Origin of the sequence: Vibrio mytili (assembly GCF_049563345.1) — a bacterium.
GTDB classification, from domain to species: domain Bacteria; phylum Pseudomonadota; class Gammaproteobacteria; order Enterobacterales; family Vibrionaceae; genus Vibrio; species Vibrio mytili.
This window is the reverse complement of the sequence record NZ_CP110482.1, coordinates 204748-231376: the sequence shown is the minus strand read 5'-3', so window position 1 is coordinate 231376 and position 26629 is coordinate 204748. Positions and strand designations below refer to the sequence as shown.

Below are 26629 nucleotides of genomic sequence, written 5' to 3'. Positions count from 1 at the left end.
CTGTTTATTGTTAGCTGTTAGTTGTTAGCTGTTTGGAAAAATGAAGCTTGGCTAACGGTTAAGCGTAGGTAGCAGACCACTGCTCTAATACCGATTGATAAGGCTTGATGAAGTTCTCTTCAGCAAACTTACCCTGATCAACCGCCAATCTGCTGCGTTCTTCACGGTCGTAAACAATTTGAGTTAATGAATGCGCTTGGTTTTTCAAATTAGGTTGGTAGCGCTCTCCTGCAACCTCATGCGCGTTATAAATTTCTGGTCGGTAAATTCTTTGGAATGTCTCCATTGTGCTAATGGTGCTGATCAACTCAAGGTTAGAGTAATCGTTGAGTAAATCACCAAAGAAGTAGAAAGCGAAAGGCGCGACGCTGCCTTCTGGCATGAAATAACGAACCTGTAAGCCCATCTTTTTGAAATACTGCTCCGTTAACGATGATTCGTTCGGCGTGTATTCATAACCTAACACCGGATGCTCGTTTTCCGTCCGTTGATAGACTTTACTATCCGATACGCTTAAACAAATGACTGGCGGCTTACTAAAGTTGTTTTTGTAGCTCTGTGAATTAACAAAAGCCTTAAAAATCTTCCCGTGCAAATCACCAAAGTCATCAGGAATACTGAAATTCGACTGCCCTTTATTGTGCTCAAGCAAGCGCACACTAAAATCGTAGTCACGAACGTATGAAGAGAAGTTGTTGCCGACAATCCCTTCAATACGCTGATTGGTTTTTCGGTCAACAATATTGGTTTTTAACACTTCAATCGACGGGAAAGCGTCACCACGTCCTTCAAGATCGATGTCCACCGAAATGATTTCTAACTCGACAGCGTAACGGTCCCCGGTTGGGTTATCCCAAGTTGCTAATGCATTAAAACGATCGTTAATCATGGTTAATGCGTTTCTTAGGTTGGCTTGACGATGCTCCCCTCGAGCCAAGTTGGCGAAATTGGTTGTGATGCGTGTATTGTCTGATGGTCGATAATTTTCATCGAGACAAAGACTCTTAATCTTAAAGGCAAAATCCGTATTCATGGTGACTTTATATCCATTTTCTGAGATTAACCTGAGCTAAGCGTTGATACGATGAGCGTGTATCATTCCACGATTGATGGCAAAGCCGAGCTGAGGTCGAATCCGATTATCATTATTTGTTAAGTAATTTATAATGATTTGGATACATGAATAACAATGGTATTACGTAATGTTCAACATGAAGAAAATTCATGTTATTAACTCATTAGTGTTTAAAGACGAGACCCGATAGCCTAATTGATGCGTTGCGCATCCGTGACTTGTAACCCCCGCAATACCATATCCACGACAAACTCCTTAGCATTTTCGAATTCTTCATCCGACATTGGTGCGCCTTTAATCAATTGGATTTCAGTATCAAAGTCGGCGTAAAACTGCGTTGCTCCCCAGATTAAAAACAGAAGGTGTAGCGGCTCTACTGGGCGAATCAGCCCCTGATCAATCCAGGATTGAATAATGGTGGCTTTGCCTGCCGCCCAATTGACCATCGGGAACTGGATGGAATCCGCAATAATGGGGGCGCCTTGAATGATCTCTTGAGCAAAGATCTTCGACTCCTTGGGGTGAGTACGGCTGTATTGCATCTTTCCAATGATGTAATTTCTTAACACGACGTCTGGCGGCAGCATGGCGGCTTGTTCTGAAAAGCCATCATTCCATAGTGTGAGTATGTCTTTTAACAGTGCCTTATAGATGCCTGCTTTTGACTTAAAGTAATATAGCAGATTGGCCTTGGGCAAATTCACTCTGTCCGCAATCGCTTGTACAGATGTGCCTTTATAACCATGTTTGACGAACTCATCCGCCGCCGCTTGAAGAATTAACTCTTCATTACGCCGTCTGATTTCTCCAACATTCGCTCGCTTTGTTTGCCCTACTTCTACCGTCAAGTTCACTCCTTGGTCTCTTTTCACGTTTTTCCTACACACTAAACAAGATGCGCGCCAACCCTGTTTTTTTTATAACCTTCCTTACTGGCAACAGGTATCGCGTCAGGCACAAAACTCTAACTGCATCAAATGAGTGCAATGTATACAAGAGTTAGCACCAAAATTGTACACAACCCAAGCTCCCAACTAAAAGCCTAGCAAAAATTGGGGTTTTCTAGCACGCCTATTATGCTTGAGGTATAAGCCTTCAAGCTAAAAATGGAAAGTTATTTTTTAAAATACGACCAATTGGTCAGGTTTTTGCTTTAACCCTATTACAAGCCATTGAACCTATTGCCAACAAGACGTTCTCGATCCCATAAAAGGATTAAGCCGTAAAAGGGCTAAACAAATACCGGATTCACCTCAGCTTATGCTTTCGATACGTCAGCAAAAGCACTTTAAGGATTGTGAGTTGACCATATGGACAGGTTTTTAATAATAATGAACAGAGGAAGTTATGCTAGAGCTCATGATTAACAATGATGTCGTTCAAGTGACATCAGCAAAAGCAGACACGATGCTTCTCAATTACTTGCGTGACGAAAGGCACATGACAGGCTCCAAAGAAGGGTGTGCGAGCGGCGATTGTGGCGCGTGTACGGTTGTTGTGGTTGATCTCGACAACGAACAACAACTGAATTATAGACAGATCAATGCTTGCATTACACCGATTCACGCTTTACATGGTAAGCAGATCATTACCGTCGAGCATCTAAAACAAGGCAAGCAACTCCACCCAGTACAACAATCGATGGTCAACCACCACGGTTCACAATGTGGCTTTTGTACACCCGGAATTGTGATGTCGCTGTATGCCCTATCGAAGCAACAAAAAACACCAGAGAGCCCTAAACAGTATCTGTCAGGCAACTTGTGCCGCTGCACGGGCTATGGCCCACTGATTACTGTCGCTGACGAAATTGCTCAAAGCCAAATTGACGACCCGTTAAGTGCCAATGAAGCCGAAGTGAAACAATGGCTAGAGTCCGTTAAGTCTGTAGACGAACCGAATTATGCCCGCCCGCAAAATAGACAACAACTTGCGCAAGCCATCAAAAGCATGCCACAAGCAAAAATCATCGCAGGTGGTACCGACCTATCACTAGAAGTGACCCAACAGCATAAATCGCTTGCGCAACTGATCGATCTCTCTCACGTTGATGATCTGTTGACTATCACGGAAACCTCTTCGGGCTGGCGTATTGGTGCAGCCGTTCCGATGACGCAAGTACATCAGTTTTTTAAACAGCACTTCCCTACCGCAGATGAAGTGGTTGAGCGCTTGGGAAGCTTAACCATACGTAACAGAGCAACATTAGGTGGAAGCCTTGGTCATGCATCGCCTATTGGTGATATTGCTCCTCTGCTTATCAGTTTGCATGGTCTGATCGAGCTGGACGATGGTGAGGATAAAGTACTGCTGGCGCCAGAAGACTACATTACCGGCTATCGCCAGACCGCCCTTAAATCCAACCAATGGATCAGTGCCATTCACTTGCCTCAACTGGCAAACAACGAACGTCATGCGATCTATAAAGTCAGTAAACGTTATGAAGATGACATCGCGACGGTCACTCTAGGTCTCAACATGGCGTTTGATGATAAACAGTGTGTGAGCCAATGCATCATTTCTGCTGGCGGTGTCGCTGCGAAGTCTGTTCGTCTGACTGAGCTTGAAGCCCTGTTTATTGGTCGTCCTCTTTCTATTTCTGTCGTGCAGCATGCGCAACATAAGGTGCCAGAGGTTATTAACCCGCTCAGCGATGTTCGAGGTAGCAATACCTACCGAATCAAGTTGGTTCAAAACCTGCTTAAACGTTTTTACTTAGCGTCTCAAAGCATTGAGACAAGGTTGGTGCACGATGCGTAAATTAACTCAGATTGAATCAGGGCAAACCCTACTCCCTGAATCCAAACAAGTTGTAGGGAAGTCGTACAAGCACGAGAGCGCAGACAAACAAGTCAGTGGCGAAGCATTGTATGTAGACGATTACGCCACACCAAAAGGGTGCTTACATGCGGCCGTCGTTACCAGCACAATCGCCAAAGGCCACATTACGCAACTCGATCTCACGGATGTGGAACGTGCTGAAGGCGTCATCAAAGTGCTAACTGAGACTTTCATCCCAGGAGAAAAAGACATCGGAACGATCTTTAAAGGCGACCCTTTATTAACAATAGACAACGAGATTAAGTATTTCGGACAACCCATTGTTTTGATTCTAGCGACCAGTCATGATCTGGCTTGGAAAGCCGCACACCTCGCAAAGATCGAGTATGAAGAAAGCGATGATTTAGCGATGAGCTATTCGAAATCTGCTGTTCAAGATCCCCTTTTACCCTCTCATCAGATGGGAACTAAAGTTGATCACACCGTCTTTGAAAAATCACCTATTTGTGTCGAGGGCAACATCCGTGTGGGTGGGCAGGAACACTTCTATTTAGAAGGTCAAGTTAGCCTTGCAGAACTCACCGAAGACGGGGGAATATTCATTCGCTGTTCAACTCAAAACCCATCTGAGATTCAAAAGTTGGTCGCCGAAGTACTGGCCATTAGTTTCAACCACGTCACGGTTGATATGCGTCGTATGGGCGGTGGTTTTGGGGGGAAGGAAAGCCAAGCCGCTCAGTGGGCATGTTTGGCCGCACTTGGTGCACATCACACAAAACGAGCAGTAAAAATGCGCCTACCTCGCTCTGTGGACATGACAAGTACGGGTAAACGTCATCCATTTTTTAACCGTTATCAACTGGCCGCAGACGAACAAGGCTTGATAACCGCTGCAAATATTGAAGTGAACGGTTTGTGTGGTCACTCACCTGATCTCTCAGACGCGATTGTCGACCGAGCCATGTTCCATGCAGACAATGCTTACTCACTCGGTCAAGCCTGTGTGGTGGGTAACAGACTCAAAACCGATATGGTATCTCACACTGCATTTCGTGGTTTTGGTGGTCCTCAAGGTATGATCGTGATTGAAAAAGCGATGCAAGAATTGGCGATCAAAACGGATCAAGATTCGTTGGATATACGCTATAAAAACCTGTATCGAGACGAAGCGAAGACGACACCATATGGTATGGAAGTGGAACAACATGCCGCCATGCTCGACATTATGCGTCAGCTTGAAGAACAGAGTGATTACCGTACTCGACGTGCAGCCATCAACGACTGGAACCAACGTCATCCAGTGCTAAAAAAAGGGTTGGCATTGACTCCCGTTAAATTCGGCATCGCTTTTACCGCCACTCACCTTAACCAAGCAGGCGCACTGATCCATGTTTATACGGATGGAACACTTCAGGTATCGCATGGCGGTACGGAAATGGGCCAAGGCTTGCACACCAAAATCCAGCAAATTGTTGCCCAGTCATTCAGTATTGATATGGCAAAAGTGTTAGTGACATCAACGCGTACCGACAAAGTTCCTAACACCTCACCAACTGCCGCGTCTTCCGGTGCCGATCTCAATGGTATGGCGGCACATAACGCTGCGATGGAAATTAAACAACGCCTACTGAATTTCGCGTGTCAGCATTATCAGGTGGAAGAAGCAGACATCGTCAACGGCACACTCGTAGGTATCGAATCTTCGCCTCACTACCAACACCCTGTGTCTTGGGCGGAATTGGTTCAGCTTGCTTATATGAACCGAATTTCTCTCTCAGCTGCAGGTTATTATCAGACACCGAAAATCGGTTATGACCGCAAAAGTGCAAGCGGGCGTCCATTCTTCTACTTTGCACTCGGCGCATCCTGTTCAGAAGTCACGATCGACACACTAACCGGAGAAATGTGCGTAGATAAGGTTGATATCCTTCACGATGTCGGTAATAGCCTTAACCCTGCGATAGATAAAGGTCAAATTGAAGGTGCATTCATTCAAGGTCTCGGCTGGGTAACCACCGAAGAGTTAGTCTGGGATGATAATGGACGACTGCTGAGTAACAGCCCAATGAACTACAAGATACCAACCATTGGCGATTACCCGAAACAACTGACTATTGATCTGTACGATCAAGAAAACCCGGAATACAGCATTTATCGCTCCAAAGCAGTGGGTGAACCACCGTTCATGCACGCAAACAGCGTTTGGTGCGCCATTTATGATGCTGTTGCTTCTATCAGTGAACACCAATGCGCACCAGCACTGCATGCGCCTGCGACTGGCGAAGAAATCCTTAATGCTTGTGAGCACCAGCAACAGTGGCTGGCAGAGCAAGTAACTCAGGAGGTACCTTATGCTGTCGAAGAGTAATACCTATTTGTCCGATAGTTCTATGAATTGGTTGTCTGCGTGCCAACAGCTTGAACAGCAGGGCCAAGCATACTGTATTGCCACTGTACTGACTTATGTTGGCTCAGTTCCACGCTCAAGTGGTGCGAAAATGGTGATTTCTTCTCAGGGACAATTCGATACATTAGGTGGTGGCAATTTGGAATACCAAGTGATTGCCAAAGCACGTGAGAACCTCACGCTTCAGCGTGATGAACCACTGATTGAACGTTTCGCGCTGTCTGCCGATCTTGGTCAATGCTGCGGTGGTGCAGTGCAGGTGATGTTTGAGTTCTTTCAAACCCAAACTCCGCAAGTCGTGATTTTTGGCGCAGGACACGTATGCCAAGCGCTGACCACTGTGCTGCATGCGCTACCTTGCCATGTAAAAGTCATTGATAGCCGTCCGGAGTGGTTAGAACCGCTGTCTGAAAAAGGCATCGAAACCGAGCTACATGCTCACCCTATCGATGCGATAGAAGCCATCAAAGACAACGCATTTGTATTGATCATGACCCAAGATCATGGTTTGGACTTTGAGCTAACTCAACACACACTTGAAAGCCAACGATTTGCTTATATCGGCCTGATTGGCTCAGAGGGTAAAAATCAGCGTTTTCGATTCCGCCTTAAAGAGCAACTGACCAACGCTTCCTTACTCGACCAACTCACTTGCCCTATTGGCCATCCAGACATTACAGGCAAGCTACCCATGGAGGTCGCGGTCTCTGTCACAGCAGAATTGATGGCGCTATTTAAAACACGGCAAAAACCGTTGCCGAAAAATCGTGATCAAACAAACGAACACCAATGGCAGCAAGCCAACCAAGCACGTAAGACGATAAAGGAAAGCCATAAATGAGTGCAGCGAACCATGCGATCAGCTTGAGTAATGAACAATTAGAGCGAATTTGTACCAGCCAACGTTGGCAGCAAGCGATGATAGACGCCATGCCGTTTGATTCCGCTCAGGCGGTGTTCTCGGGTTTCGAAAGCGCGTTTGCCCAATTAGAAGAAAACGACTGGCTGGAAGCCTTCGCTGGCCACCCAATGATTGGCGATCTTAAAAGCCTAGAAAAAAAATATTCACAGGGCAAAGACCTCAGCGAAAAAGAGCAAAAGAATGTTCAGCAAGCCTCCACAGAGGTGTTGCAAGAACTGCTGAACCTCAACCGAGAATACCACGATAAATTTGGATTCATCTTTATCGTGTGTGCCACCAACAAGACGGCCCCAGAGATGCTCGACTTACTCAAAGCGAGAATCAATCGTTCGCGAGAAGAAGAGTTACACCAAGCCGCGCTAGAACAACAGAAAATCAGTCAAATTAGGATGGAAGCCTTACTATGAAAAAACTCAGTTGCCACGTTTTGGATACAGCAAACGGAAAGCCCGCAGCCGGTATTCAAGTACAGCTATTTCGTCTCAACGATCAAACTTGCCTTGGTGAAACAACGACAGACCAAGATGGCCGAGCGAAGTTTTCCGAAGTCACTTTAGAAACGCAACACTACACCCTACGTTTTCTCGTCGCTCCCTATTGCGATGCGCAATTCGGCAGCACTTTTTTTCCGCTCATCGACGTGAACTTCACCGTAAACGACGATGGTAATTACCACATCCCTCTTCTGTTGTCTCCTTTCTCCTATTCGAGTTACAGAGGCAGTTAATAGAAGATCGGCTTGTTCTTAAGTGAGGCTACTTTAGCTAAGCCCGCAAAGCACAACCCAACATTAGCAGAATGAAGTTCAAGGATTTTAGTTAACAAGGAATATTATGATGTGGCCACAACTCTACGAATGGTTAGCCCTATTTATCAAATGGTTTCATGTGATCTGTGGCATTGCCTGGATCGGTGCTAGCTTTTACTTTACTTGGTTGGATAACAACTTAGAAACACCACCCAAATGGAAAAAAGATAAAGGTATCAAAGGCGATTTGTGGGCAGTCCATGGAGGAGGGTTTTACGAAGTTGCCAAGTACCAAGTAGGGCCGGAAAAAATCCCTGAAAAACTGCATTGGTTTAAATGGGAAGCTTACGCCACATGGCTAACAGGTAGCGCGTTGATGATTTGGATGTACTATTTTAACGCGCAAGCTTATTTGATTGATCCGCGAGTGATGGAGCTCACTTCGCTTCAAGCAGTCGGTGTCGGCGTGGGCGGAATTCTACTTGGTGTGGTGGTCTATGAAGCCTTAATGCGCTCGCCTCTAAGCCGAAATACAGTGATGTTTAGCGCAGCGTTACTCGCGTTTGGCGCGCTATTTTTCTACGGTTTTACCCAATTATTTAGTGGGCGTGGTGCCTTTATCCATATGGGTGCTTTAATTGGCTCGATTATGGTCAACAACGTATTCCACAAAATCATTCCCGGCCAACGTAAAATGGTTGCACAAGTGACCGCAGGTGAAACCGTTGATCCGGCGCCGGGTTTAGAAGGCAAACGACGCTCGATCCACAATAACTACTTCACCCTACCCGTGATATTTTTGATGATCAGCAACCATTACCCCATGATTTACCAGCACCCGCTTAACTGGTTAATTGGCTTCTTTGTTCTGATCATCAGTGCTTACATTCGTCACTACTTTAACCTTAAACATGTTGGAAAAAATAAACCGAGTGTCATTCTTAGCGGTGCCGCGGCGATGTTAGTCTTAGCCGTTGCTGTAAGTTGGCAATCAACAAGTCGCAACGTGGTACAACAGACGGTCGCCAGTGTTGCGGAGAATTCAGCAGTAGCCACCTCGCAAGCATCGCTGACTGATGATCAAAAAATCGCAAAGCAAATCATCACGGAACGCTGTACCCAATGCCACAGCTCTACGCCCACCGATGATATATTCAAAGTTGCACCGAGTGGCGCTGTCTTTGATAGCTGGGAAGATATCGAACGCTGGAAATCCCGGATTCTGGCCCGTTCTGTTGAAAGTGCCGACATGCCATTTTTGAATAAAACAGAAATGACAGAGGAAGAAAGAAAGCGTTTAAAAGAGGTGCTGAACTGATCGGCCTCAGACGCTAACTGACCTATCATTCAGAGACTTATCGCCACCTATATCCTAGGTGGCTTTTTTATGGATGAAACCTAACTTAGCTAGATATTTAAGGTGATCAGTGCACTATATTGAATGAAACTGCACCATTTCGATACAAAAATGCCCACAGGATTTGAGAGCGGACAACTTAACCCCCTGTAATAACTTGACTAGACAGTCAAGAAACTTGTGGCACAAAGATTGCTCAATTGTATTCATAATAGGACACAATAATGAATACAAGGAAGTCAGTATGTCTCAACAAGAATCCAGCGACCTTATTTACGAGTTGGAAGACAAACCCAACACAGGCGCGGCACTTTATGCAGGTTTACAGCATGTTCTCGCAAGCTTTGTCGGCATCATCACCCCTACTCTAATTATCGGTGGGGTACTCGGACTGGGAGAGCATGTCCCGTATCTGATTAGTATGGCGTTAATCGTATCGGGCGTGGGTACGTTTATTCAGGCACGCCGTATCGGCCCGATTGGCGCTGGGTTAGTGTGTGTTCAGGGGACCAGTTTCGCTTTTCTCAGTTCCGTACTGGCCGCAGGTTTCATTGTTAAATCTCAAGGTGGTGGACCGGAAGAGATTTTGGCAATGATATTTGGTGTTTGCTTTGTCGGTGCCTTTATCGAAATCATTCTTTCTCAGTTTATCAGCAAACTCAAACGCATCATCACACCCGTTGTTGCAGGCATCGTGGTAACAACCATCGGTATTTCTCTTATTAAAGTAGGGATGACGGACTTAGCGGGTGGTTTTAACGCGCCCGACTTTGGTTCTTGGAACAACCTTGCTTTAGGGACAGTCGTACTCACGACGATCATTGTTTTAAACCGCTCTAAAAACCTGATGGTGAGGCTTTCTTCCATATTGATTGGAATGGTCTTAGGTTACGTCATCGCCGCAGCGATGGGGATGGTGAACTTTGACGGTGCATTCAATCAACCTTTGGTCAGTGTGCCGATACCATTTAAGTATGGCTTCGACTTTGACTGGATTGCCTTTGTGCCAATCGCTGTCATTTATGCCATCACAGCGATTGAGTCAGCTGGCGATATTACAGCGAACTGTATTATCACTAAACAGCCTGTTTCTGGTCCACAGTACTTGAAACGCATCAAAGCTGGCATTTTAGGTGATGGCGTCAATTCGTTGATAGCCGCTGTGTTTAATACTTTCCCAAACACCACGTTCAGTCAGAACAACAGCGTGATTCACCTAACAGGCATTGCGAGCCGTTATGTAGGCTATTTTGTTGCGTTGATTTTGTGTGTACTTGGCTTGTTCCCGCTCATCGGAGCAATCCTCACAACCATTCCTAAACCCGTCATTGGCGGTGCAACACTCGTCATGTTTGGCACCGTAGCGGCAGCCGGTATTAAGATCATCTCAAATGAAGAACTAGACCGCAGAAACCTGATGATTTTGGCTGTTTCATTCGGTATCGGATTTGGCGTGATGTTAGTGCCTGAAATTCTCGAAGGCATGCCTAAGATCATGCAAAGCGTATTAGGGTCACCAGTCACCGCCAGTGGTATTGCAGCGATTGTCATGACTTTAGTACTACCAAAACCAGAAGCCGAAAGTGAAAACCCTGAAGCTAAAAATAACGCGGCAAAAGGCCGACTGTCAAAACCCGCATTAGAAAAGTAAGCTGTGTAAAGTGACGTAGAAAAATATTTTGACCGCGACTCCGGTGATGAACTCATCATTTGGAGTCGTGCGTTTATTTATAAGGCATGGATTTGCAAACGCCTCGAGAACTAGAGCAATTCTGCTTCAAAACGCGCGCTACGAGCTTGAGCAATCGTACAATTGGTCTCAGCCATTAACTCAGCCAGGGTAATATTCGAGTTCTGCAATACTAAACGCACCAGTTTTTCTTCTAGCGGTTCCAGTTTGTCTTGGTGCGCTGACAAGCCAACTTCCAGTTTACTGATCATAAATCCGAACGCTTCTGACTCTTCCACGCTGAGGTGATCAAGCACCCTCTTCAAATTCAGAGCTTCACCAGAAATTTGCCAGTTTCTGGATCGCCGAATTCGCTTCAACTCACACCCTTTCTCCAGCGCAATGACTTTCGCTCGCTTGGCGTGTTCCCCACCAATACGGTGGATCAATGAAGGCAATGGGATAGTTAGTGTATTTGAACTCATAGAAGGCTTACTACCAACAAACATGGAGAACCATTTTAGACGCTGCGTTTCGATTTTTCATCAGTTGAGCCGATTTCGTAATATCAATACGAGTAAAAACGACGCAAAAAAAGCCTACCTTGCTAAGCAAGATAGGCTTGTTCAATTCATCTTTTAGGTAAGCAGTGATAGTAAGTATTTACAACTCTTCACCATAAATATCAAAAGAGAAGTACTTCGCTGCGATCTTATCGTAGGTGCCATTAGAACGAATCGCTTTAATCGCTTGATTAAACTTCTCCGCTAATTCTTTATCTGTTTTGCGTAGTGCTAGCGCTGTACCTTCACCGATGTAGGCCTTATCTGTGACTGCTGCACCAACAAAATCAAAGCCCTGACCCACCTCTTTGTCCAAGAATGCCAGTGCAAGTTGATCCGAGTTGCCAAACGTGACATCCAAACGACCATTCGCCATATCAAGATAGACTTCATCCTGACCAGAATAACGCTTGATAGTGGCAACTGAGCCGAACTTGTCCGTCACGTACATGTCATGAATCGTACCGGTTTGCACTCCGATGACTTTGTCTTTCAAGCCCTCTTTGGTGATTTCAATACCGCTGTCTGCTTTCGCCACAAATCGTGCTGGTGTTTGGTAGTATTTATCAGTAAACAACACACGCTTTTTACGGTCTTCCGTAATTCGCATAGAAGCCATGATCACGTCGGATTTACGCGCAAGCAAACTCGGGATCAGGGAATCCCAACCTTGTGATACCCAAGTGCAGTCTAACTTTGCTTCTTTACAAAGTGCGTCAGCAATTTCAATATCAAAGCCAACCGGAGTCCCGCTCGCATCTTTATAGTTAAATGGCGGATACGTAAAATCAGAAGCTAAACGCACTTCTTTTGCCATCAAAGGCGTAGAAAGAAGTGCAGCGGTACAAGCAAAAACGCTAAGCAGTTTGTTCATGTGTAATGTCCCTATTATTGTTCAGTAGATGGTGTCAGTTCGCAGGTGTAACGACAAATTGCATGGGCCACCTCTTGCATACTTCGTTCAGTACCAATCGTAATTCTGACACAGTTTTGCAAGCTTGGTTCATGGGTTTGATTACGTGTTACGATGCCTTGTTGACGTAAATATTCAAAAAGATCAACATCCGGCAGAGTACGAATTAACACAAAGTTAGTATCCGAAGGATAAATGGTATCTATCCATTCAAGATGTTGAATTCTCTCAATAAAGCGTTGGCGAGATTCAATTAAGGTGGCGGTGTGGCTCGCTACCTTCTCCAGCCCCTCTGGACTTAAAGCTTGCAGAACGATTTCTGCAGAGCTGTCTGGCATTGGATAAGGTGGTATCAATTTACTGACAAAATCCATCACTGGTTGTTGAGCGATAATGAAACCGCATCGTACCGCCGCAAGACCAAATGCCTTCGACAAAGTACGTATGACGACTAAGTTTGGATATTGCTCAACCAGATCAACGATGCTTTGGCTCAGCTCAAACTCAATGTACGCCTCATCGACAACCACAAGCGCACTCTGCTGGGTTTGTTCCAGCACTGCTATCACCTTTTCACGACTCAACAACTGGCCAGTTGGGTTGTTTGGCGAACATAAAAACACAATACTCGCTTGCTCAGCGGCTTTAACCACACTATCCACGTCGAGCTCAAAGTCGGGTAAAAGCAATGGGCAATCGATCACTTCAACGGCTAATGACTCGGCGCAAAACTCATACATCGCATAAGTCGGGCTGCACGTCACGATGCCGTCGTTACCCGGCTGGCAAAACGTACGCACAAGTAAATCTATCGCTTCATCGGCACCACGCACCGCCAACGTGGGCTGTCGCGTTTGACAGTAAGCCTGATAAGCCGAGGCAATATCATGAGGCATAAAGTCAGGATAGCGATTCAATGGCGACTGATGAGGTTTAAACAATAAAGGCTCTTCGAGTTCGTTCGCGTTAAGCCATAAATGTCCCGTGCCACCAATACGTCTTGCGGACTGGTATGGTATTAATTTTTTTATGTTCTCAGGAGCAAGCTTCTCAGCTAATGACATAATAACCACAACCTCTTACTGAATAAATAGTCATTACATTGCGACCAATGTAAATTAAATATCTCTTTGAGTAATAAAATAGTCAAAAAGCACTTTGGATTAAATCGAAATAAAGGCATACTAGCCATGCAAAAAATGCATGGGTATGAACATGAACACGAGACTTCCTTCCACAAAAAATCTGCAAGCCTTCTTAGCCACGGCACAACACTTGAATTTCACGCATGCTGCCGAAGCCCTCAATATGACTCAGGGTGCCATCAGTAGACAAATCCAGTCGATTGAAAGCTTGATGGGTGTGACTCTATTTTATCGTCAAGCTCGAGGCCTAGCACTCACCCCAGAAGGCGAAAAGTTTATTCCACTAGCTGAAGATATTATTCAACGCTTACAAGCCTCGATTCGTGAAGTTATCGATAGCGCGAACCGAATCAAACTCAGCGCCCCAAGTTGTATCACTTCATGGTTACTCACCCATATTGCTAACTTTCAGCAAGCGTATCCCGACGTAAACATTGAATTAACGTCGACCACCAAACACCAAGTGATTCCTAATTTCGACAGCTTCGATCTGCTCATTACCTACGGCAAGCCCATTCGAAGCAGAAAAATGGACCAAGTCGTGCTGTTTGATGAAGTGCTTGCGCCAGTTTGCGCACCGCAATGGTGGGAAAACATGACGAAGAAAGCCCAGCAAGAAGGGTTAGATGAGATTGCAATTCTTAAGCGTTGTACTTGGTTACATGCGAACACCGAACAATCGGACTGGTCGATGTGGTTGGCAGCTCGCGGTCATCACAATATCCAAGGCAGGGGGAATCAAACTTTTGCTACATTAGACCAAGCCGTCAATGCCGCTGAGCAAGGGTTTGGCATCGCAATCGGCGACATCACCCTCGCCGCACAAGACTTAAAACTCAAACGATTAGTTCGACCTTTCGACAGTTATGTCGCGTCAGGTAACAGCTATCATTTGCTACTCCCCAAACATGAAGACAATACGATGGTCGGCAAGTTTGCGACTTGGTTATCTGAACAGAGTGCCCAGATAACCGCCGATATTCCTAACTAACGGCCATTTCTAAACAATAGATATTCCCAAACAATCAGTACGCCTAGCTGACTTCCGAGACATTCTCTCCTACCCAAAGCAACAACTGTTTGGCCGCTTTGGAGAGCACCTGATTCTGACGAACAATATAGCCAAAATCTGTGTTGGGAAAGCTTGGCAACGGTGTGAGCACTCGCGATAGTTTAAGTCTCGGGTCGAGAGAAAAGTCTGGAACGATCGCAGTACCGAACCCGGCTTCCGCCCAATCGATCTGAGCTTCCACACTCCCCACTTCCATGACTCGATGCTTCGGCAGACCTAACTCAGGTAAGGACGCGTCAATCAACTCTCGAGTGCGCGTGTCATGACCTAACAAAATTAAGGTCTGGTTTTCCTGTTTGTTTTCCTGCCACTCAAAAATATTGTCGCCAAAGGCACACCAATGGATCTGCGTGAGGGGTGTAAAGTGCAATGGCTGGCTTTCTTTCTGCGCGATCACAAACCCGATATCTGCGCGAGCGCTTTTTACCAAGTCAACCGCCTGATAAGACGTGGTATTAAACAAGGCTAAATCAATCCCCGGGTACTCATTCTTAAACTTCTGGAAGGGCTTAATCAATAACAAGCGCGAAACAATGTCACTGGCTGCAATAGACAGTGTCCCCTGAGTCAGATCATTGATTGCGTTTATATCAGACTGACAAATTTGTAGTTCATTCAGCATATCTTGCGCAGTGTACAGCAGTCGTTTTCCTGCCTGAGTCAATTGTACCGGGTTGCGCTCAATCAGTTTAGTGCGAGTCGCCTGCTCTAACTGCTTGATATGAAGACTTACATTAGGCTGAGTCATATGCAGCTCTGTTGCGGTTTTACCAAAGTGCTTCACCTCAGCTAGGGTGACAAAAGTGCGTAGCCAATTAAGATCCAACATGTTTTGCCACTCCTCATATGAAAACCTTATCAACTTAATCAGTATAATTAATTTCTCTTATCATGGCGAACACCTTAAGATTTTTGCATCAGTTTTTGGAGGGTAAATTATGTCGTCAATTGTTGTTGTAGGTGCAAACTGGGGTGATGAAGGCAAAGGCCGAATCGTAGACTTTTTGGCAGAGCAAGCTTCTGCAAGCATTCGTTTCCAAGGTGGAAACAACGCGGGTCACACCGTGGTGAATGACCTAGGCACGTTCAAACTGCACCAACTCCCTAGCGGCGTATTTAACCCAGATTGTATTGCTGTTTTAGGTCCAGGCATGGTGATTAGCCCTGCCCTGCTATCTCAGGAAATCGCAGAAGTCCAAGAAGCGGGCGTGAGCGTAAATATGCGTATCTCAGATCGCGCTACCCTGTGTCTTCCTCTTCACTCTCTAGAAGACACACTAGAAGAACAACGCTTAGGCGACAAAGCATACGGTTCTACTCGTCAAGGTATTGCACCTGCATACGGTGACCGTGTGATGAAAAAAGGCATCCTTGTCGGTTGGCTACAACAACCTGAAGTGTTGGTTGAACGTCTTCAATTCATGATGGATTGGAAACTGCCACAACTTCGCGCGCTCTACCCTACGTTCGAATTCGAACAAACAGCCCAAGAACTCGCTGACTGGCTGTTAGAAGTGTCTGAACCTTGGCGCGACTCTATTTGTAACGTGACCTTGCCACTAAAAGATCTACAAGCACAAGACAAAACGTTGTTGTTCGAAGCACAGTTAGGCGCGGGTCGTGACCTTGTTTACGGTGAATACCCGTGGACAACCTCGTCAAACGTTGTGTCTATGTATGCTGGTATCGGTAGCGGTTTACCAGCACTTCGTCCTGAGCGTGTTATCGCAGTAGCAAAAGCATTCAGCTCATCAGTTGGCACTGGCACGTTGATCACAGCGATGGAAGAGCAAGACGCTTTCCGTGAACTCGCTGGTGAGTTTGGCGCAACCACAGGTCGTCCGCGTGACATGGGTTACTTTGACGCAGTAGCAACGAAGAACGGCGTAGAACTGCAAGCCGCAACTGAAATCGCGCTGACCAAAGTTGACTGTCTGACTGGCCTAAAAGATCTGAAAATCTGTGTCGGCTACGAAGGCGATCACAGTGAAAACCCAATTTGGCCTCAAACGGCTTCACTCGCACCAATCTACGAAAAAATGGAAAGCTGGAGTGAAGATATTACGGGATGTCGTCAATTTGAAGAATTACCGCAAGCTGCGCAGAAATACGTTCTGCGCATTGAAGAGCTAATGGGCGTTCCAGTGAAAATGGTTTCTGTCGGCCCAGGCCGCGAACAAATGATTATGCGATAAGTGATTATGCAATAAGACGTTAACTCGTCAGTTGGCAAGCGGCTTTTATCTTTTCCGGGGTAAAGCCGCTTTTTTTGTGTCCCTTACTCTGTAGAGAAAATTGGGCTGTCGAGACAGTTAAAATAATCGACGCTTCATGCCTGCCTTTTCTAATATACGCGTGGTAATTTCTTCTACCGACAAGGACGAGGTATTGATATAAGGGATTGCTTCCCTTCTGAACAGCGCTTCAACCGTATCCAACTCCAATTTACACTGCTCTTGACTCGCGTAATCACTGCCTGATAAGCGATTCTCACGAATTTCAGTCAAACGTTCTGGGTTAATCGTTAATCCAAACAACTTGTGCCGATAGATTTCAAATTCTGGTAAAAGACGAAGCATCTTCACGTCTTCTGCAATAAACGGATAGTTCACAACGCGCAAACCAAATTGCATCGCCATATACAAGCTCGTTGGCGTTTTACCACTACGAGAAACACCCAGCAGGATAATATCGGCTTGCTCCAAACCTTTAAGCGTAATGCCGTCATCATGCGCCAAAGTGTATTCGATTGCAGCGATACGGTCGAAATAAGTATCGGAATCTTTACCCACACTACGCGAACGCTGCAACTTAGGTTTTGGTGCCATCTGAATATCGTCTTGCACTTTTTGCACGATGCTTTCCAATACATCATAACTAAACGCTGGGGTAGCCAGCAGCATTTCCCGTACCTGTGGAACCACAATAGAGAAAAACACCAAAGGTTTGACACCATTTTGGCGATAGGAAGTTTCAATTTGTTTGATAACATCCAACGCTTTGTCTGGCGTTTCTACGAAAGGAAAGGTTTTTTCACTCGGAACAAACGGAAATTGACCCAGGACAACATGGCCCAATGTCTCACATGTTATGGCCGTTCCATCAGAAACATAGAACACATCACGACTTTGGTTATTTTTTTGCATTTTTGTTTAATATTTAAAATTCATTTGAGTAGGATGGACAACATAATATTAATAAATTGATTTGGCTTTCAGTTAGGTTCCCCACAGCTTTGAAAATTCCCCCGAATTTTTTTAGCCAGAATGTAATCGTTTGCCTTTGAACTCAACCTGGAACGTGACTGGTCGAAAATTGTGCTGTAAAAGTCGCACATAGTGAATTATGGGTTACTGTAACTCGTTACTCTGGTTACACAATCTGTTGTCACACTGTCTGTGAATTTTATAACTATATAGCGAGCGGGTACGTGTTTAGGTTGTTTTAAGTCCCCTACAAAAGCTGCAATGTTGCTGGAGAAAGACATGCAAAAGAACACCCTCTGGTTCAATGGTCTATCCATGAATGATGTCGACAAAGTCGGCGGTAAGAACGCTTCGCTTGGTGAAATGGTATCTAACCTTGCTAACGTTGGCGTTTCGGTTCCAAACGGTTTTGCGACAACCTCCTATGCGTTTAATCAATTCCTTGATTATGAAGGTTTGGATGAGCGTATTCACCAACTACTCGATGAACTGGACGTTGACGACGTGGACGCTCTGCGTAAGACAGGCGCTACAATCCGTCAATGGGTATTAGACGCGCCTTTCCCTGCGGATCTCGAACAAGAAATCCGCGAAAACTACCAAGAATTGGTTGAAGGTAACCCGGAACTTTCAGTTGCTGTACGTTCTTCTGCTACCGCAGAGGACTTACCAGACGCCTCTTTTGCTGGTCAGCAAGAAACCTTCCTAAACGTCCAAGGGATTGATGCGGTAATGGAAGCGACGAAACACGTTTACGCTTCTCTGTTTAATGACCGTGCTATCTCTTACCGTGTACACCAAGGGTTTGACCACCGTGGTATCTCTCTATCAGCCGGTATTCAACGCATGGTCCGCTCTGATAAAGCGTCGTCGGGCGTCATGTTTACGCTAGATACCGAGTCAGGCTTCGATCAAGTTGTTTTCATTACGTCATCTTGGGGCCTCGGTGAAATGGTCGTTCAAGGTGCCGTCAACCCAGATGAGTTTTACGTTCACAAACCAATGCTGGAAGCCGGTGCTCATCCGATAGTGAAGAAAACTTTTGGTTCTAAACAGATCAAAATGATTTACTCCGCCAATCAAGAGATCGGTAAACAAGTCGACATCATCGATACTTCGGATGAAGAGCGTAATACGTTCTCTCTCAACGATGAAGAAATCAAAGAGCTGGCAAAACAAGCGATGATCATCGAGAAGCACTACCAACGTCCAATGGATATTGAGTGGGCCAAAGATGGTATTGATGGCAAGCTGTACATTGTGCAGGCTCGTCCAGAAACTGTATGTTCTCAAAACGAGAAGAACGTTATTGAACGTTATGAGCTCAATAACAAAGCAGACGTATTAATTGAAGGTCGAGCTATCGGTCAACGTATTGGTAAAGGTCCCGTACGTTTAGTCGATTCTCTGGACCAAATGTCATTGGTTCAAGACGGTGACGTATTAGTGACTGACATGACAGACCCAGACTGGGAACCAGTCATGAAGAAAGCCTCTGCGATCGTAACCAACCGTGGTGGTCGTACGTGCCACGCTGCGATCATTGCACGTGAACTTGGCATCCCAGCAATCGTAGGTTGTGGTGATGCTACCAGCAAGCTGAGCGATAACACGACTGTCACCGTATCGTGTGCTGAAGGAGAAACAGGTTACGTTTATCAAGGCGACTTGGATTTCGAAGTGAAACGTTCTTCGGTAGAAGAACTGCCTCTACTACCGACCAAAGTCATGATGAACGTGGGCAACCCGGATCGCGCTTTCGACTTTGCACAAATTCCAAACGAAGGGGTTGGTCTTGCACGTCTTGAATTCATCATCAACAAAATGATCGGTATTCACCCGAAAGCGCTGTTGAACTTTGATGCTCAGAGCGATGAACTCAAAGCGGAAATCACGCAGCGTATCCGTGGCTACAACGATCCAATCGATTTCTACGTCAGCAAGCTAACTGAAGGCATTGCCACCATCGCGTCGGCATTCTGGCCAAAACGCGTGATTGTTCGTATGTCGGACTTTAAGTCGAACGAGTACAGCAACTTGGTTGGCGGAAAAGCATTCGAACCGCATGAGGAAAACCCAATGTTGGGCTTCCGTGGTGCGTCTCGTTACATTTCACCAGTGTTTGAAGACTGTTTTGAGTTAGAAACTCAAGCCATCAAACGTGTTCGTAATGAGATGGGTCTGAAGAACGTTGAAGTCATGATCCCATTTGTTCGTACGCCAAGCGAAGCCGCATCGGTCATCGACTTACTGGCAAAATTCGATTTACGTCGTGGCGACCAAGGTCTGAAAGTCATCATGATGTGCGAGCTGCCTTCAAACGCAGTACTTGCTGATGAGTTCTTGAAGTACTTCGATGGCTTCTCAATCGGCTCAAACGATATGACTCAGCTAACGCTTGGCCTAGATCGTGATTCTGGCGATGTTGCTCACCTATTTGATGAGCGCAACCCTGCGGTTAAAGTTATGCTGCAAATGGCGATTGACGCGGCAACCAAGGCTGGCAAATACGTGGGTATTTGTGGTCAAGGTCCTTCTGACCACGAAGATTTAGCCGAATGGTTAATGGAACAGGGCATCAGCTCAGTGTCGCTCAATCCAGATACCGTAATTGATACATGGCTACAGCTTGGCAAAGTAAGCAAGTAATCACTTAAGTAATTCTCTGGTAGAAAAAGCCAAATAGAAACAAAGCCTTCAAACTTCGGTTTGAAGGCTTTTTCGTTTTATCTTTACGTGTCAAAACTACGTAAGTACGTGATTTTTTTGTCATAGTGAAAATGTAATCCATGTTTCCGCTGCTATTTTCACCTAGAATAAATATAAATCCATTCCACTAGAGACTGAGTCGATGAAAAAAACAATCGTTGCCTTAACCACGCTGATATTACTCTCCTCTCCTGCTCATGCAGATTGGGACAAGATTTCTGAAAAAATGTCGGAGCTCGGTGAAGCGGTTGCAGAAGGTGCGCAAGAAGCATGGGACAACACGAAGACGTTCTCCAAACAAGCATGGCAAGACTTCATGAACTGGTCCGAAGAAGCAATCAACACCGCTGGTGAGTGGACGGATGCCAGCATTGAAAAAAGTAAAGAGTGGATCGATATCGCGGACAAAAAGATAGATCAGTTGATGAAGAGCGATACACCGGAAGAAGCCCGCCAAGCAGTTGACTTGATGGCAGACAGTACCCTTTTCAAACTGTTCAACGAACAACCGGAAGCAAAAGCCATTTACGACAGCGCCTATGGTTACGCCGTGTTTGATTCACGCGCCTTGTCTTTGTTATTTCACACAAACTCAGGATCCGGTGTTGCGGTCAACAAAGAGACCAGCCAACGGACCTACATGAACATGTTTGGTATGGGTGTTGCGCTGGGTGCTGGCGGCGAGTTTTATCAGCAAGTGGTTTTGTTTGAAAACAAGGCTGACTTCGATTCTTTTATTAATGACGGTTGGGAAGCATCGAGCAAAGCATCGGCAGTAGCAGGTGAAGAAGCAGAATCGCTAGCCGCACATTTCAATAATGGTGTCGCAGTTTATCAACTCAACTCTAAAGGCTTGCTCATTGATGCAAACGTTTCTGGTTCAAAATACTGGGTCAATGAGGAGTTGACTAACGTATCGGAGTCCAACGTTCAATAAACGATGTCTATCTCCAATCAATTGAGTTGAAGGTATAACCAGCACTCAACGTCAACTACTACTCAACTTCATTCATTTCTGAGTAGCTTAATGAAATGCTGCGGCTAAGTGCCGCAGCGCTTGGACCTAAGTAGCGATAGACATGATTGACCAAATACGCAATCAGACTCATTGGAACCGCGTAACTGTCTAAAGGCACTTGGTTATTCATATGGCAAATCAAAGAATGGGTCACAGATTCTGTGTACTTTTGTCCTGATTGATCCGTAATCAGCAAACAGCGTTTCCCCTTTAAATGCTCAATAATTTTGTCAAACTTCGCAATGCGTCGACGAATGCCGATGATAATGACGAAGTCATCACCAGATAGCGTAACCAGATCTTCCCCAAGGGTTTGACCCGGCAGAGGCAGGAGCTGAACATGATCACGGCACTGCATCAACTGTTGCCTAAAGTGCATCGCCAACGGGTAGCTGTTGCGAAAACCAATAATTTTCACACATTTTGCGCTGGCGATGGAGTCAACCAGCTCACTGATATCTAGACTGGATAACTGCGACCACAACTGCTCGATCGCTTTCATGTCATGCTGAATTTCCGGGTTTTCGATTTTGGAAGTCATTACTGGCACTCCCTTGTCTCGCGCTTGCATCAACTCTTGACGGAGTGCAACATAATCATCATAACCAAGCTGCCGAATAAAGCGGCTAACACTGGCTTTAGATACAGAGCAAGATTCTGCGATCTCCGAAGTCGACAATATCAATATTTTTTCTGGATTAAGCTGCAGATAATCGGCAACCCGTCGACTACTCTCGGTTAAACGTGAATACTGCTGTGTAATACGCTCACTCAGTAAGTGATAAGTATTGGTCATGCTGACTCCATTTTGAATTGTTCTCACCGGAATAAAAACAAGCTAGACTAACGAACCGCAGAGAGAAAACTCTTTAGTTCAGGCGTTTGAGGCGCAGCAAATACTTCTTCGCTTAAACCAGTTTCCCAAACTTTTCCTTGGTTCATGAACACCACTCGATCACCCACATCACGAGCAAAGTTCATCTCATGTGTAACCAGAATCAGTGTCATGCCTTCAGCTTTGAGTTGTTCGAGTACTTTAAGGACTTCGCCTACCAGCTCCGGATCGAGCGCGGAGGTAATTTCATCACATAGAAGAACTTTTGGGTTCATTGCCAAAGAACGAGCTATGGCAACACGTTGCTGTTGACCACCGGACAAATTGGTCGGAAACGCATCAAATTTATCGGCCAATCCGACTTTTTCCAACAACTCTTTCGCTAACGTTTCGCACTCCTTAGGGGATTTTTTTAACACCAGTTTCGGCGCAAGCATGACGTTTTCTCCGACCGTCATATGCGGAAACAAGTTAAAACTCTGAAACACCATGCCGACACTACGACTTAACAAGCGCAGTTTATAATCGTCATTTTCGACGGATTGACTATCAACAATGATGACACCTTCTTGGTAGTCTTCGAGACCATTCATACAACGTAGTAACGTACTCTTTCCCGACCCACTTCGGCCGATGATCGATACAACTTCACCTGGGTTGATTTTAAGATCAACACCTTTTAGTACGTGGTTATCACCATAATATTTATGGACTTGTTCAACACTAACGAGCGACATTATTTCGATTCTCCAAGTATCGGGCTAACGCAGAAAGAGGAAAGCAAATAGCAAAGTAAAGTAGAGCAACCAGCGCGAACACTTTGAACGGCTGGAAGGTGGCGTTATTGAGCATGGTGCCCGCTTTTGTAAGCTCAACAAAACCGATAATGGATGCGAGTGCCGTTCCTTTTACGATCTGAACAGAAAAACCAACGGTAGGGGCAATCGCCAACTTTGCCGCCTGTGGGGCTATGATGTATCGCATTGTTTGTAGGTAAGTTAAACCCAACGTCCGACATGCTTCCCATTGACCTTTTGGTAAAGACTCGATACAACCACGCCAAATATCGTGGAAAAATGCGCTACTAAACAAAGTCAGTGACAAGACCGCCGCAGTCCATGCGCTCACTTCTATCCCTAACAATGACAAGCCAAAAAACGCTAAGAATAGTTGCATCAGCAACGGTGTGCCTTGAAATATCTCGACATAAAGTTTTATGACCCCAGTAAAAATGGAGTGTCGTGTATTTCTCAGCAGAGTGATAAATAGCCCCAATAACCCACCACCGACAAAGGCAATCAATGATAACGCTATTGTCCAGCGTGCGGCCATTAACAGGCTTCGGAAAATATCCCAATCAGTAAACTGAACCATAGTTTGCGCTCCTACAATGAAGGGTTTTTAAATGTGATGCGCTTCACCAGTGCAAACATCTGGCGCATAATAATGGCGAGAGCTAAATAAATCGCAGCCGTTACCATGTAAGACTCAAAACTCAAGAAACTCCGGGATTGAACGAAGTTCGCTGCAAAAGTTAGGTCTTCTACCGAGATTTGAGACACAACCGCTGAGCCCAACATAACAATAATACATTGACTTACAATTGCTGGATAAACTCGCTGATAAGCGGGTGGAATAACGATGCGAGTAAAAATCTGCATACGCGTTAACCCCAACGTTCTGCCTGCTTCCCATTGCCCTTTAGGCGTTGCCTCAATACCTGCTCGAATGATTTCTGCTGAGTACGCACCAAGATTAATCACCATAGCGATCACGCCAGCCTGCCATGCCGATAATTTGATTCCCAATGCAGGTAATCCAAAGAAAATAAAGAACAACTGCACAATGAAGGGAGTATTTCGAATCACTTCAATGTAACAAGTACATACAAACTTCAACCACTTTGCCTGACTGGTTTTTGCACCGGCACACAGTGTTCCGAGTAACAGCCCACCAAGCGTTGAGATCAAGGTCAGTTCGACGGTGGTACCCAAACCTGCCATAAATTGTGGCAGGTAAGGCGTCAAACCGCTAAAGTCCAACTGATAACTCATTCTTCATCCTTAAGTTAAGCGCCGAGGTCGGCAGGGAATGGGGCTTTTAGCCATTTTTGAGAGAATTTCTCTAATACACCGTCGTTTTTCGCCTCTGAGATAAGACGGTTCACTTCTTTCAGTAGCGCGTCTTCACCTTTCATGACACCGACGTAACACGGTGAATTCTTGAGTAAGAACTTAGTCTGTGGTGCTTTGGCAGGGTAACGCGTTGCAATTTCAGTCACCACTAAATTGCCCGTCGCTATCAAACTTACTTGACCTGACAAGAAAGACGACAACGTAGCGTTGTTGTCTTCAAAGCGTTTAATCGTCGTATCACTAGGAGCAATTTTGCTTAACTCCAAGTCCTCTACTGAGCCACGAGTCACACCAACGATTTTACCGCTGAGGTCTTCAGCGTTACTCACCGCTTCTCCGTCGGCACCAAAGACACCTAAATAAAACGGAGCATACGCAGAACTGAAATCAATCACTTTTTCACGCTCGGCATTTTTGCCCATACTCGAAATTACCAAATCCACTTTCCCAGTTTGTAGGTAGGGAATACGGTTTGCACTAGTGACCGGGATCAGTTCCAGCTTAGTGTTCAGTTTTTCAGCCAGGTAGCTGGCCATATCAATATCGTAACCTTGAGGTTTTAGATCGGTCCCAACTGAACCAAAAGGGGGAAAGTCTTGAGGGACAGCAACTTTAAGCACTCCTTTCTGTTGTATCGACTCTAACTGATCAGCATGAGCTGTATTGGCACCGAACATCAGACAAGCTGACATCACCACACTTGATACCGCTGCGAAAAATTTCATGGTAAATCTCCTTTTAACGATGAAACGTTTGAAACATTTAATCAAACCTTTGCAACGATTGAGCCAACCCGAGCCGCAAATTAAATATTATTTATTTTCAAATAGTTAGTTAAACAGCCGACTAATTTGACTATTTTTAACCTTGCGTCAATCAAAACTACTGGTGCAGAACCGAACCATGATGGTGCAATCTAGATGCAGGGTTGATCGCCTAATCACTGATGCCATTCAAGACAATATTTACAGTGGCTTTTTGTCGACTAAAAGTCGGAGAATACTTGGTTCAACCATTCATCATAAAAATCAACTAATTGATTTAATTACAAATAATGATTATTAAATTTAATTACTGTGAGTATTTCTTATTGAGCACTACTCTGCTTTTATACCAATACCTTGCGAGACTACTCTTGGAATGGTTAGGGACAGCGAGTCAGTGAAAAGGAAAAGAGCATCTCACATTGTATGTTTAACGATGGAGTTCGTCCTTGAAGTTACTACTTATGATTATTGTGTTGAGCGTTAGCGGCTGTGTCTCAATTCAAACCCCAACCCCTCCCCCTCAAAATGACATCACCAAGATTGAAGTGGCAGAGGATTTTCCTACAAAGTTGCCTGATGGCTCTGCACAATTTAGCCATTCACACTTATTCTTTGTGCATGCAGATCAAACCTCCGAGTTCTTCGCCAGCTTAGTTGTTCCTGTTCCATTCGTGACCGACATGGTGGTCGACTACGTGAAAGACAGCGCTGCGGAAAAATACGAAAAACAAATGCAACCATTGCGCATTTACGACATCGTGGAGGGTGAATTGGCAACACATGATGACTTACAACAAGCCGCTAACGGCGACAACAAATTCGGCTATACGCTCTACCCGATTGTTTTTATCGAAGAGTGCTATGATGACGTTTATCGTTTATCGTTAGCACTACAGTTGGAAAAAGATGACTGGATAGGCCGCTACTACTACCATTTACCGACGACGATCCAAAGTGAACATATCCAAGCCCCCTCTCCAGCAACGCTTGATACAGTGGCAAAAGAGTTGCGTGTCGGCGCTCATGAGCTTCTCGAGATTATCAGCCGAGATATACGTGGGAAATTACCTAAAAAAGGAACTTCTGCAAAAGTTGGCAGCTTGTTTATTGTTGGCAGTAAAATTTCCGGCTTAGTCAGCCCCAATGTTTTGGCATATAGCAATGCACAAATCATCGACGATAAGGGTTCTTCACTTACAATTAGAATTCCGGGCGATCCGACAGGAAAAGCCAAGAGTGGTGGCATGGCATTCGGTGTCCACTATTTTGAAAAGAGCCAGTTACATACGCTTGAGATGAATTAAGAG

At 45.3% G+C, this 26629-nt stretch carries 24 protein-coding genes; 12 read left to right on the top strand and 12 right to left on the bottom strand.

Annotation, left to right across the window (positions count from 1 at the left end):
* Positions 1 to 58: 58 nt before the first annotated feature.
* Complete coding sequence (locus tag ONE56_RS14730) at positions 59 to 1033, bottom strand: DUF1852 domain-containing protein (RefSeq protein WP_423840921.1); 975 nt, start codon at positions 1031 to 1033, stop codon at positions 59 to 61.
* A gap of 233 nt (positions 1034 to 1266) precedes the next feature.
* The gene (locus ONE56_RS14725) at positions 1267 to 1947 is read right to left on the bottom strand and encodes a TetR family transcriptional regulator C-terminal domain-containing protein (RefSeq protein WP_423840920.1); all 681 of its coding nucleotides are present in this window, start codon (positions 1945 to 1947) and stop codon (positions 1267 to 1269) included.
* Positions 1948 to 2422: 475 nt separating this feature from the next.
* On the opposite strand from ONE56_RS14725, the gene xdhA reads away from it, so the two are divergent.
* The 7 genes from xdhA to ONE56_RS14690 all read left to right on the top strand — a co-directional run bounded on the left by xdhA (position 2423) and on the right by ONE56_RS14690 (position 10941).
* Complete coding sequence (gene xdhA / locus ONE56_RS14720) at positions 2423 to 3835, top strand: xanthine dehydrogenase small subunit (RefSeq protein ID WP_041155869.1); 1413 nt, start codon at positions 2423 to 2425, stop codon at positions 3833 to 3835.
* A complete protein-coding gene (xdhB, locus tag ONE56_RS14715) occupies positions 3828 to 6224 on the top strand; it encodes a xanthine dehydrogenase molybdopterin binding subunit (RefSeq protein ID WP_423840919.1) in 2397 nt (798 codons plus the stop codon). Before xdhA ends, xdhB begins: the two co-directional genes overlap by 8 nt.
* The gene (xdhC, locus tag ONE56_RS14710; protein WP_423840918.1) at positions 6208 to 7104 is read left to right on the top strand and encodes a xanthine dehydrogenase accessory protein XdhC; all 897 of its coding nucleotides are present in this window, start codon (positions 6208 to 6210) and stop codon (positions 7102 to 7104) included. The genes xdhB and xdhC overlap by 17 nt, the downstream gene beginning before the upstream one ends.
* Positions 7101 to 7592: a 2-oxo-4-hydroxy-4-carboxy-5-ureidoimidazoline decarboxylase gene (gene uraD / locus ONE56_RS14705; RefSeq protein WP_415679268.1), complete on the top strand. Its 492-nt coding sequence runs from the start codon at positions 7101 to 7103 to the stop codon at positions 7590 to 7592. Before xdhC ends, uraD begins: the two co-directional genes overlap by 4 nt.
* Positions 7589 to 7912, top strand: a complete 324-nt coding sequence (gene uraH, locus ONE56_RS14700; RefSeq protein WP_423840917.1) for a hydroxyisourate hydrolase — start codon at positions 7589 to 7591, stop codon at positions 7910 to 7912. The genes uraD and uraH overlap by 4 nt, the downstream gene beginning before the upstream one ends.
* A gap of 106 nt (positions 7913 to 8018) precedes the next feature.
* The gene (locus tag ONE56_RS14695) at positions 8019 to 9251 is read left to right on the top strand and encodes a urate hydroxylase PuuD (protein ID WP_423840916.1); all 1233 of its coding nucleotides are present in this window, start codon (positions 8019 to 8021) and stop codon (positions 9249 to 9251) included.
* A gap of 283 nt (positions 9252 to 9534) precedes the next feature.
* Positions 9535 to 10941, top strand: coding sequence for a nucleobase:cation symporter-2 family protein (locus tag ONE56_RS14690; RefSeq protein WP_331438713.1), 1407 nt, complete (start codon positions 9535 to 9537; stop codon positions 10939 to 10941).
* A gap of 110 nt (positions 10942 to 11051) precedes the next feature.
* On the opposite strand, the gene ONE56_RS14685 is transcribed toward ONE56_RS14690, so the two are convergent.
* The 3 genes from ONE56_RS14685 to hisC all read right to left on the bottom strand — a co-directional run bounded on the left by ONE56_RS14685 (position 11052) and on the right by hisC (position 13502).
* Positions 11052 to 11444, bottom strand: coding sequence for a ribosome recycling factor family protein (locus ONE56_RS14685; RefSeq protein WP_423840915.1), 393 nt, complete (start codon positions 11442 to 11444; stop codon positions 11052 to 11054).
* 178 nt (positions 11445 to 11622) lie between these two features.
* On the bottom strand, positions 11623 to 12396 hold the full coding sequence (locus ONE56_RS14680) for an ABC transporter substrate-binding protein (RefSeq protein WP_041155863.1): 774 nt from the start codon (positions 12394 to 12396) through the stop codon (positions 11623 to 11625).
* 14 nt (positions 12397 to 12410) lie between these two features.
* Positions 12411 to 13502 (bottom strand): histidinol-phosphate transaminase, encoded by a 1092-nt coding sequence (gene hisC / locus ONE56_RS14675; RefSeq protein ID WP_331438731.1) that lies wholly within the window; start codon positions 13500 to 13502, stop codon positions 12411 to 12413.
* Positions 13503 to 13650: 148 nt separating this feature from the next.
* Between hisC and ONE56_RS14670 the strand changes: the two genes are divergently transcribed.
* Complete coding sequence (locus tag ONE56_RS14670; RefSeq protein ID WP_041155974.1) at positions 13651 to 14571, top strand: LysR substrate-binding domain-containing protein; 921 nt, start codon at positions 13651 to 13653, stop codon at positions 14569 to 14571.
* 43 nt (positions 14572 to 14614) lie between these two features.
* On the opposite strand, the gene ONE56_RS14665 is transcribed toward ONE56_RS14670, so the two are convergent.
* Positions 14615 to 15481 (bottom strand): LysR family transcriptional regulator, encoded by an 867-nt coding sequence (locus ONE56_RS14665; protein ID WP_041155862.1) that lies wholly within the window; start codon positions 15479 to 15481, stop codon positions 14615 to 14617.
* A gap of 109 nt (positions 15482 to 15590) precedes the next feature.
* On the opposite strand from ONE56_RS14665, the gene ONE56_RS14660 reads away from it, so the two are divergent.
* On the top strand, positions 15591 to 16847 hold the full coding sequence (locus ONE56_RS14660) for an adenylosuccinate synthase (RefSeq protein WP_415679269.1): 1257 nt from the start codon (positions 15591 to 15593) through the stop codon (positions 16845 to 16847).
* 117 nt (positions 16848 to 16964) lie between these two features.
* Here the strand turns inward: ONE56_RS14660 and ppsR are convergent, their stop codons facing one another.
* Complete coding sequence (ppsR, locus tag ONE56_RS14655; protein ID WP_041155861.1) at positions 16965 to 17798, bottom strand: posphoenolpyruvate synthetase regulatory kinase/phosphorylase PpsR; 834 nt, start codon at positions 17796 to 17798, stop codon at positions 16965 to 16967.
* A 339-nt stretch (positions 17799 to 18137) separates the two neighbouring features.
* Between ppsR and ppsA the strand changes: the two genes are divergently transcribed.
* Both ppsA and ONE56_RS14645 read left to right on the top strand, forming a co-directional pair.
* Positions 18138 to 20507: a phosphoenolpyruvate synthase gene (gene ppsA, locus ONE56_RS14650; RefSeq protein ID WP_041155860.1), complete on the top strand. Its 2370-nt coding sequence runs from the start codon at positions 18138 to 18140 to the stop codon at positions 20505 to 20507.
* Between the two features lie 202 nt (positions 20508 to 20709).
* A complete protein-coding gene (locus ONE56_RS14645) occupies positions 20710 to 21504 on the top strand; it encodes a YSC84-related protein (RefSeq protein WP_041155859.1) in 795 nt (264 codons plus the stop codon).
* 58 nt (positions 21505 to 21562) lie between these two features.
* On the opposite strand, the gene ONE56_RS14640 is transcribed toward ONE56_RS14645, so the two are convergent.
* Genes ONE56_RS14640 through ONE56_RS14620 form a run of 5 tightly spaced genes read right to left on the bottom strand, consistent with a single transcriptional unit; the run spans position 21563 to position 25280 of the window.
* Complete coding sequence (locus ONE56_RS14640) at positions 21563 to 22381, bottom strand: MurR/RpiR family transcriptional regulator (RefSeq protein ID WP_331438706.1); 819 nt, start codon at positions 22379 to 22381, stop codon at positions 21563 to 21565.
* 47 nt (positions 22382 to 22428) lie between these two features.
* A complete protein-coding gene (locus ONE56_RS14635) occupies positions 22429 to 23157 on the bottom strand; it encodes an amino acid ABC transporter ATP-binding protein (protein WP_041155857.1) in 729 nt (242 codons plus the stop codon).
* Complete coding sequence (locus tag ONE56_RS14630) at positions 23144 to 23794, bottom strand: amino acid ABC transporter permease (RefSeq protein ID WP_041155856.1); 651 nt, start codon at positions 23792 to 23794, stop codon at positions 23144 to 23146. Before ONE56_RS14630 ends, ONE56_RS14635 begins: the two co-directional genes overlap by 14 nt.
* Before the next feature lie 11 nt (positions 23795 to 23805).
* A complete protein-coding gene (locus ONE56_RS14625) occupies positions 23806 to 24474 on the bottom strand; it encodes an amino acid ABC transporter permease (protein ID WP_423840914.1) in 669 nt (222 codons plus the stop codon).
* 14 nt (positions 24475 to 24488) lie between these two features.
* Complete coding sequence (locus ONE56_RS14620) at positions 24489 to 25280, bottom strand: transporter substrate-binding domain-containing protein (RefSeq protein WP_041155854.1); 792 nt, start codon at positions 25278 to 25280, stop codon at positions 24489 to 24491.
* 488 nt (positions 25281 to 25768) lie between these two features.
* On the opposite strand from ONE56_RS14620, the gene ONE56_RS14615 reads away from it, so the two are divergent.
* On the top strand, positions 25769 to 26626 hold the full coding sequence (locus ONE56_RS14615; RefSeq protein WP_423840913.1) for a hypothetical protein: 858 nt from the start codon (positions 25769 to 25771) through the stop codon (positions 26624 to 26626).
* Positions 26627 to 26629: the final 3 nt, after the last annotated feature.

What these genes read in the sequence shown, in the direction of transcription:
- ONE56_RS14695 (WP_423840916.1), top strand. Translation starts at nt 8,019, where the DNA reads ATGATGTGGCCACAACTCTACGAATGGTTAGCCCTATTTATCAAATGG.
- ONE56_RS14690 (WP_331438713.1), top strand. Translation starts at nt 9,535, where the DNA reads ATGTCTCAACAAGAATCCAGCGACCTTATTTACGAGTTGGAAGACAAA.
- ONE56_RS14640 (WP_331438706.1), bottom strand. Translation starts at nt 22,381, where the DNA reads ATGACCAATACTTATCACTTACTGAGTGAGCGTATTACACAGCAGTAT.
- ONE56_RS14680 (WP_041155863.1), bottom strand. Translation starts at nt 12,396, where the DNA reads ATGAACAAACTGCTTAGCGTTTTTGCTTGTACCGCTGCACTTCTTTCT.
- ONE56_RS14645 (WP_041155859.1), top strand. Translation starts at nt 20,710, where the DNA reads ATGAAAAAAACAATCGTTGCCTTAACCACGCTGATATTACTCTCCTCT.
- uraH (WP_423840917.1), top strand. Translation starts at nt 7,589, where the DNA reads ATGAAAAAACTCAGTTGCCACGTTTTGGATACAGCAAACGGAAAGCCC.
- xdhB (WP_423840919.1), top strand. Translation starts at nt 3,828, where the DNA reads ATGCGTAAATTAACTCAGATTGAATCAGGGCAAACCCTACTCCCTGAA.
- uraD (WP_415679268.1), top strand. Translation starts at nt 7,101, where the DNA reads ATGAGTGCAGCGAACCATGCGATCAGCTTGAGTAATGAACAATTAGAG.
- ONE56_RS14630 (WP_041155856.1), bottom strand. Translation starts at nt 23,794, where the DNA reads ATGGTTCAGTTTACTGATTGGGATATTTTCCGAAGCCTGTTAATGGCC.
- ONE56_RS14685 (WP_423840915.1), bottom strand. Translation starts at nt 11,444, where the DNA reads ATGAGTTCAAATACACTAACTATCCCATTGCCTTCATTGATCCACCGT.
- xdhC (WP_423840918.1), top strand. Translation starts at nt 6,208, where the DNA reads ATGCTGTCGAAGAGTAATACCTATTTGTCCGATAGTTCTATGAATTGG.
- ONE56_RS14665 (WP_041155862.1), bottom strand. Translation starts at nt 15,481, where the DNA reads ATGTTGGATCTTAATTGGCTACGCACTTTTGTCACCCTAGCTGAGGTG.
- ONE56_RS14625 (WP_423840914.1), bottom strand. Translation starts at nt 24,474, where the DNA reads ATGAGTTATCAGTTGGACTTTAGCGGTTTGACGCCTTACCTGCCACAA.
- ONE56_RS14660 (WP_415679269.1), top strand. Translation starts at nt 15,591, where the DNA reads ATGTCGTCAATTGTTGTTGTAGGTGCAAACTGGGGTGATGAAGGCAAA.
- ppsR (WP_041155861.1), bottom strand. Translation starts at nt 17,798, where the DNA reads ATGCAAAAAAATAACCAAAGTCGTGATGTGTTCTATGTTTCTGATGGA.
- ONE56_RS14670 (WP_041155974.1), top strand. Translation starts at nt 13,651, where the DNA reads ATGAACACGAGACTTCCTTCCACAAAAAATCTGCAAGCCTTCTTAGCC.
- ONE56_RS14635 (WP_041155857.1), bottom strand. Translation starts at nt 23,157, where the DNA reads ATGTCGCTCGTTAGTGTTGAACAAGTCCATAAATATTATGGTGATAAC.
- ONE56_RS14730 (WP_423840921.1), bottom strand. Translation starts at nt 1,033, where the DNA reads ATGAATACGGATTTTGCCTTTAAGATTAAGAGTCTTTGTCTCGATGAA.
- ppsA (WP_041155860.1), top strand. Translation starts at nt 18,138, where the DNA reads ATGCAAAAGAACACCCTCTGGTTCAATGGTCTATCCATGAATGATGTC.
- xdhA (WP_041155869.1), top strand. Translation starts at nt 2,423, where the DNA reads ATGCTAGAGCTCATGATTAACAATGATGTCGTTCAAGTGACATCAGCA.
- ONE56_RS14620 (WP_041155854.1), bottom strand. Translation starts at nt 25,280, where the DNA reads ATGAAATTTTTCGCAGCGGTATCAAGTGTGGTGATGTCAGCTTGTCTG.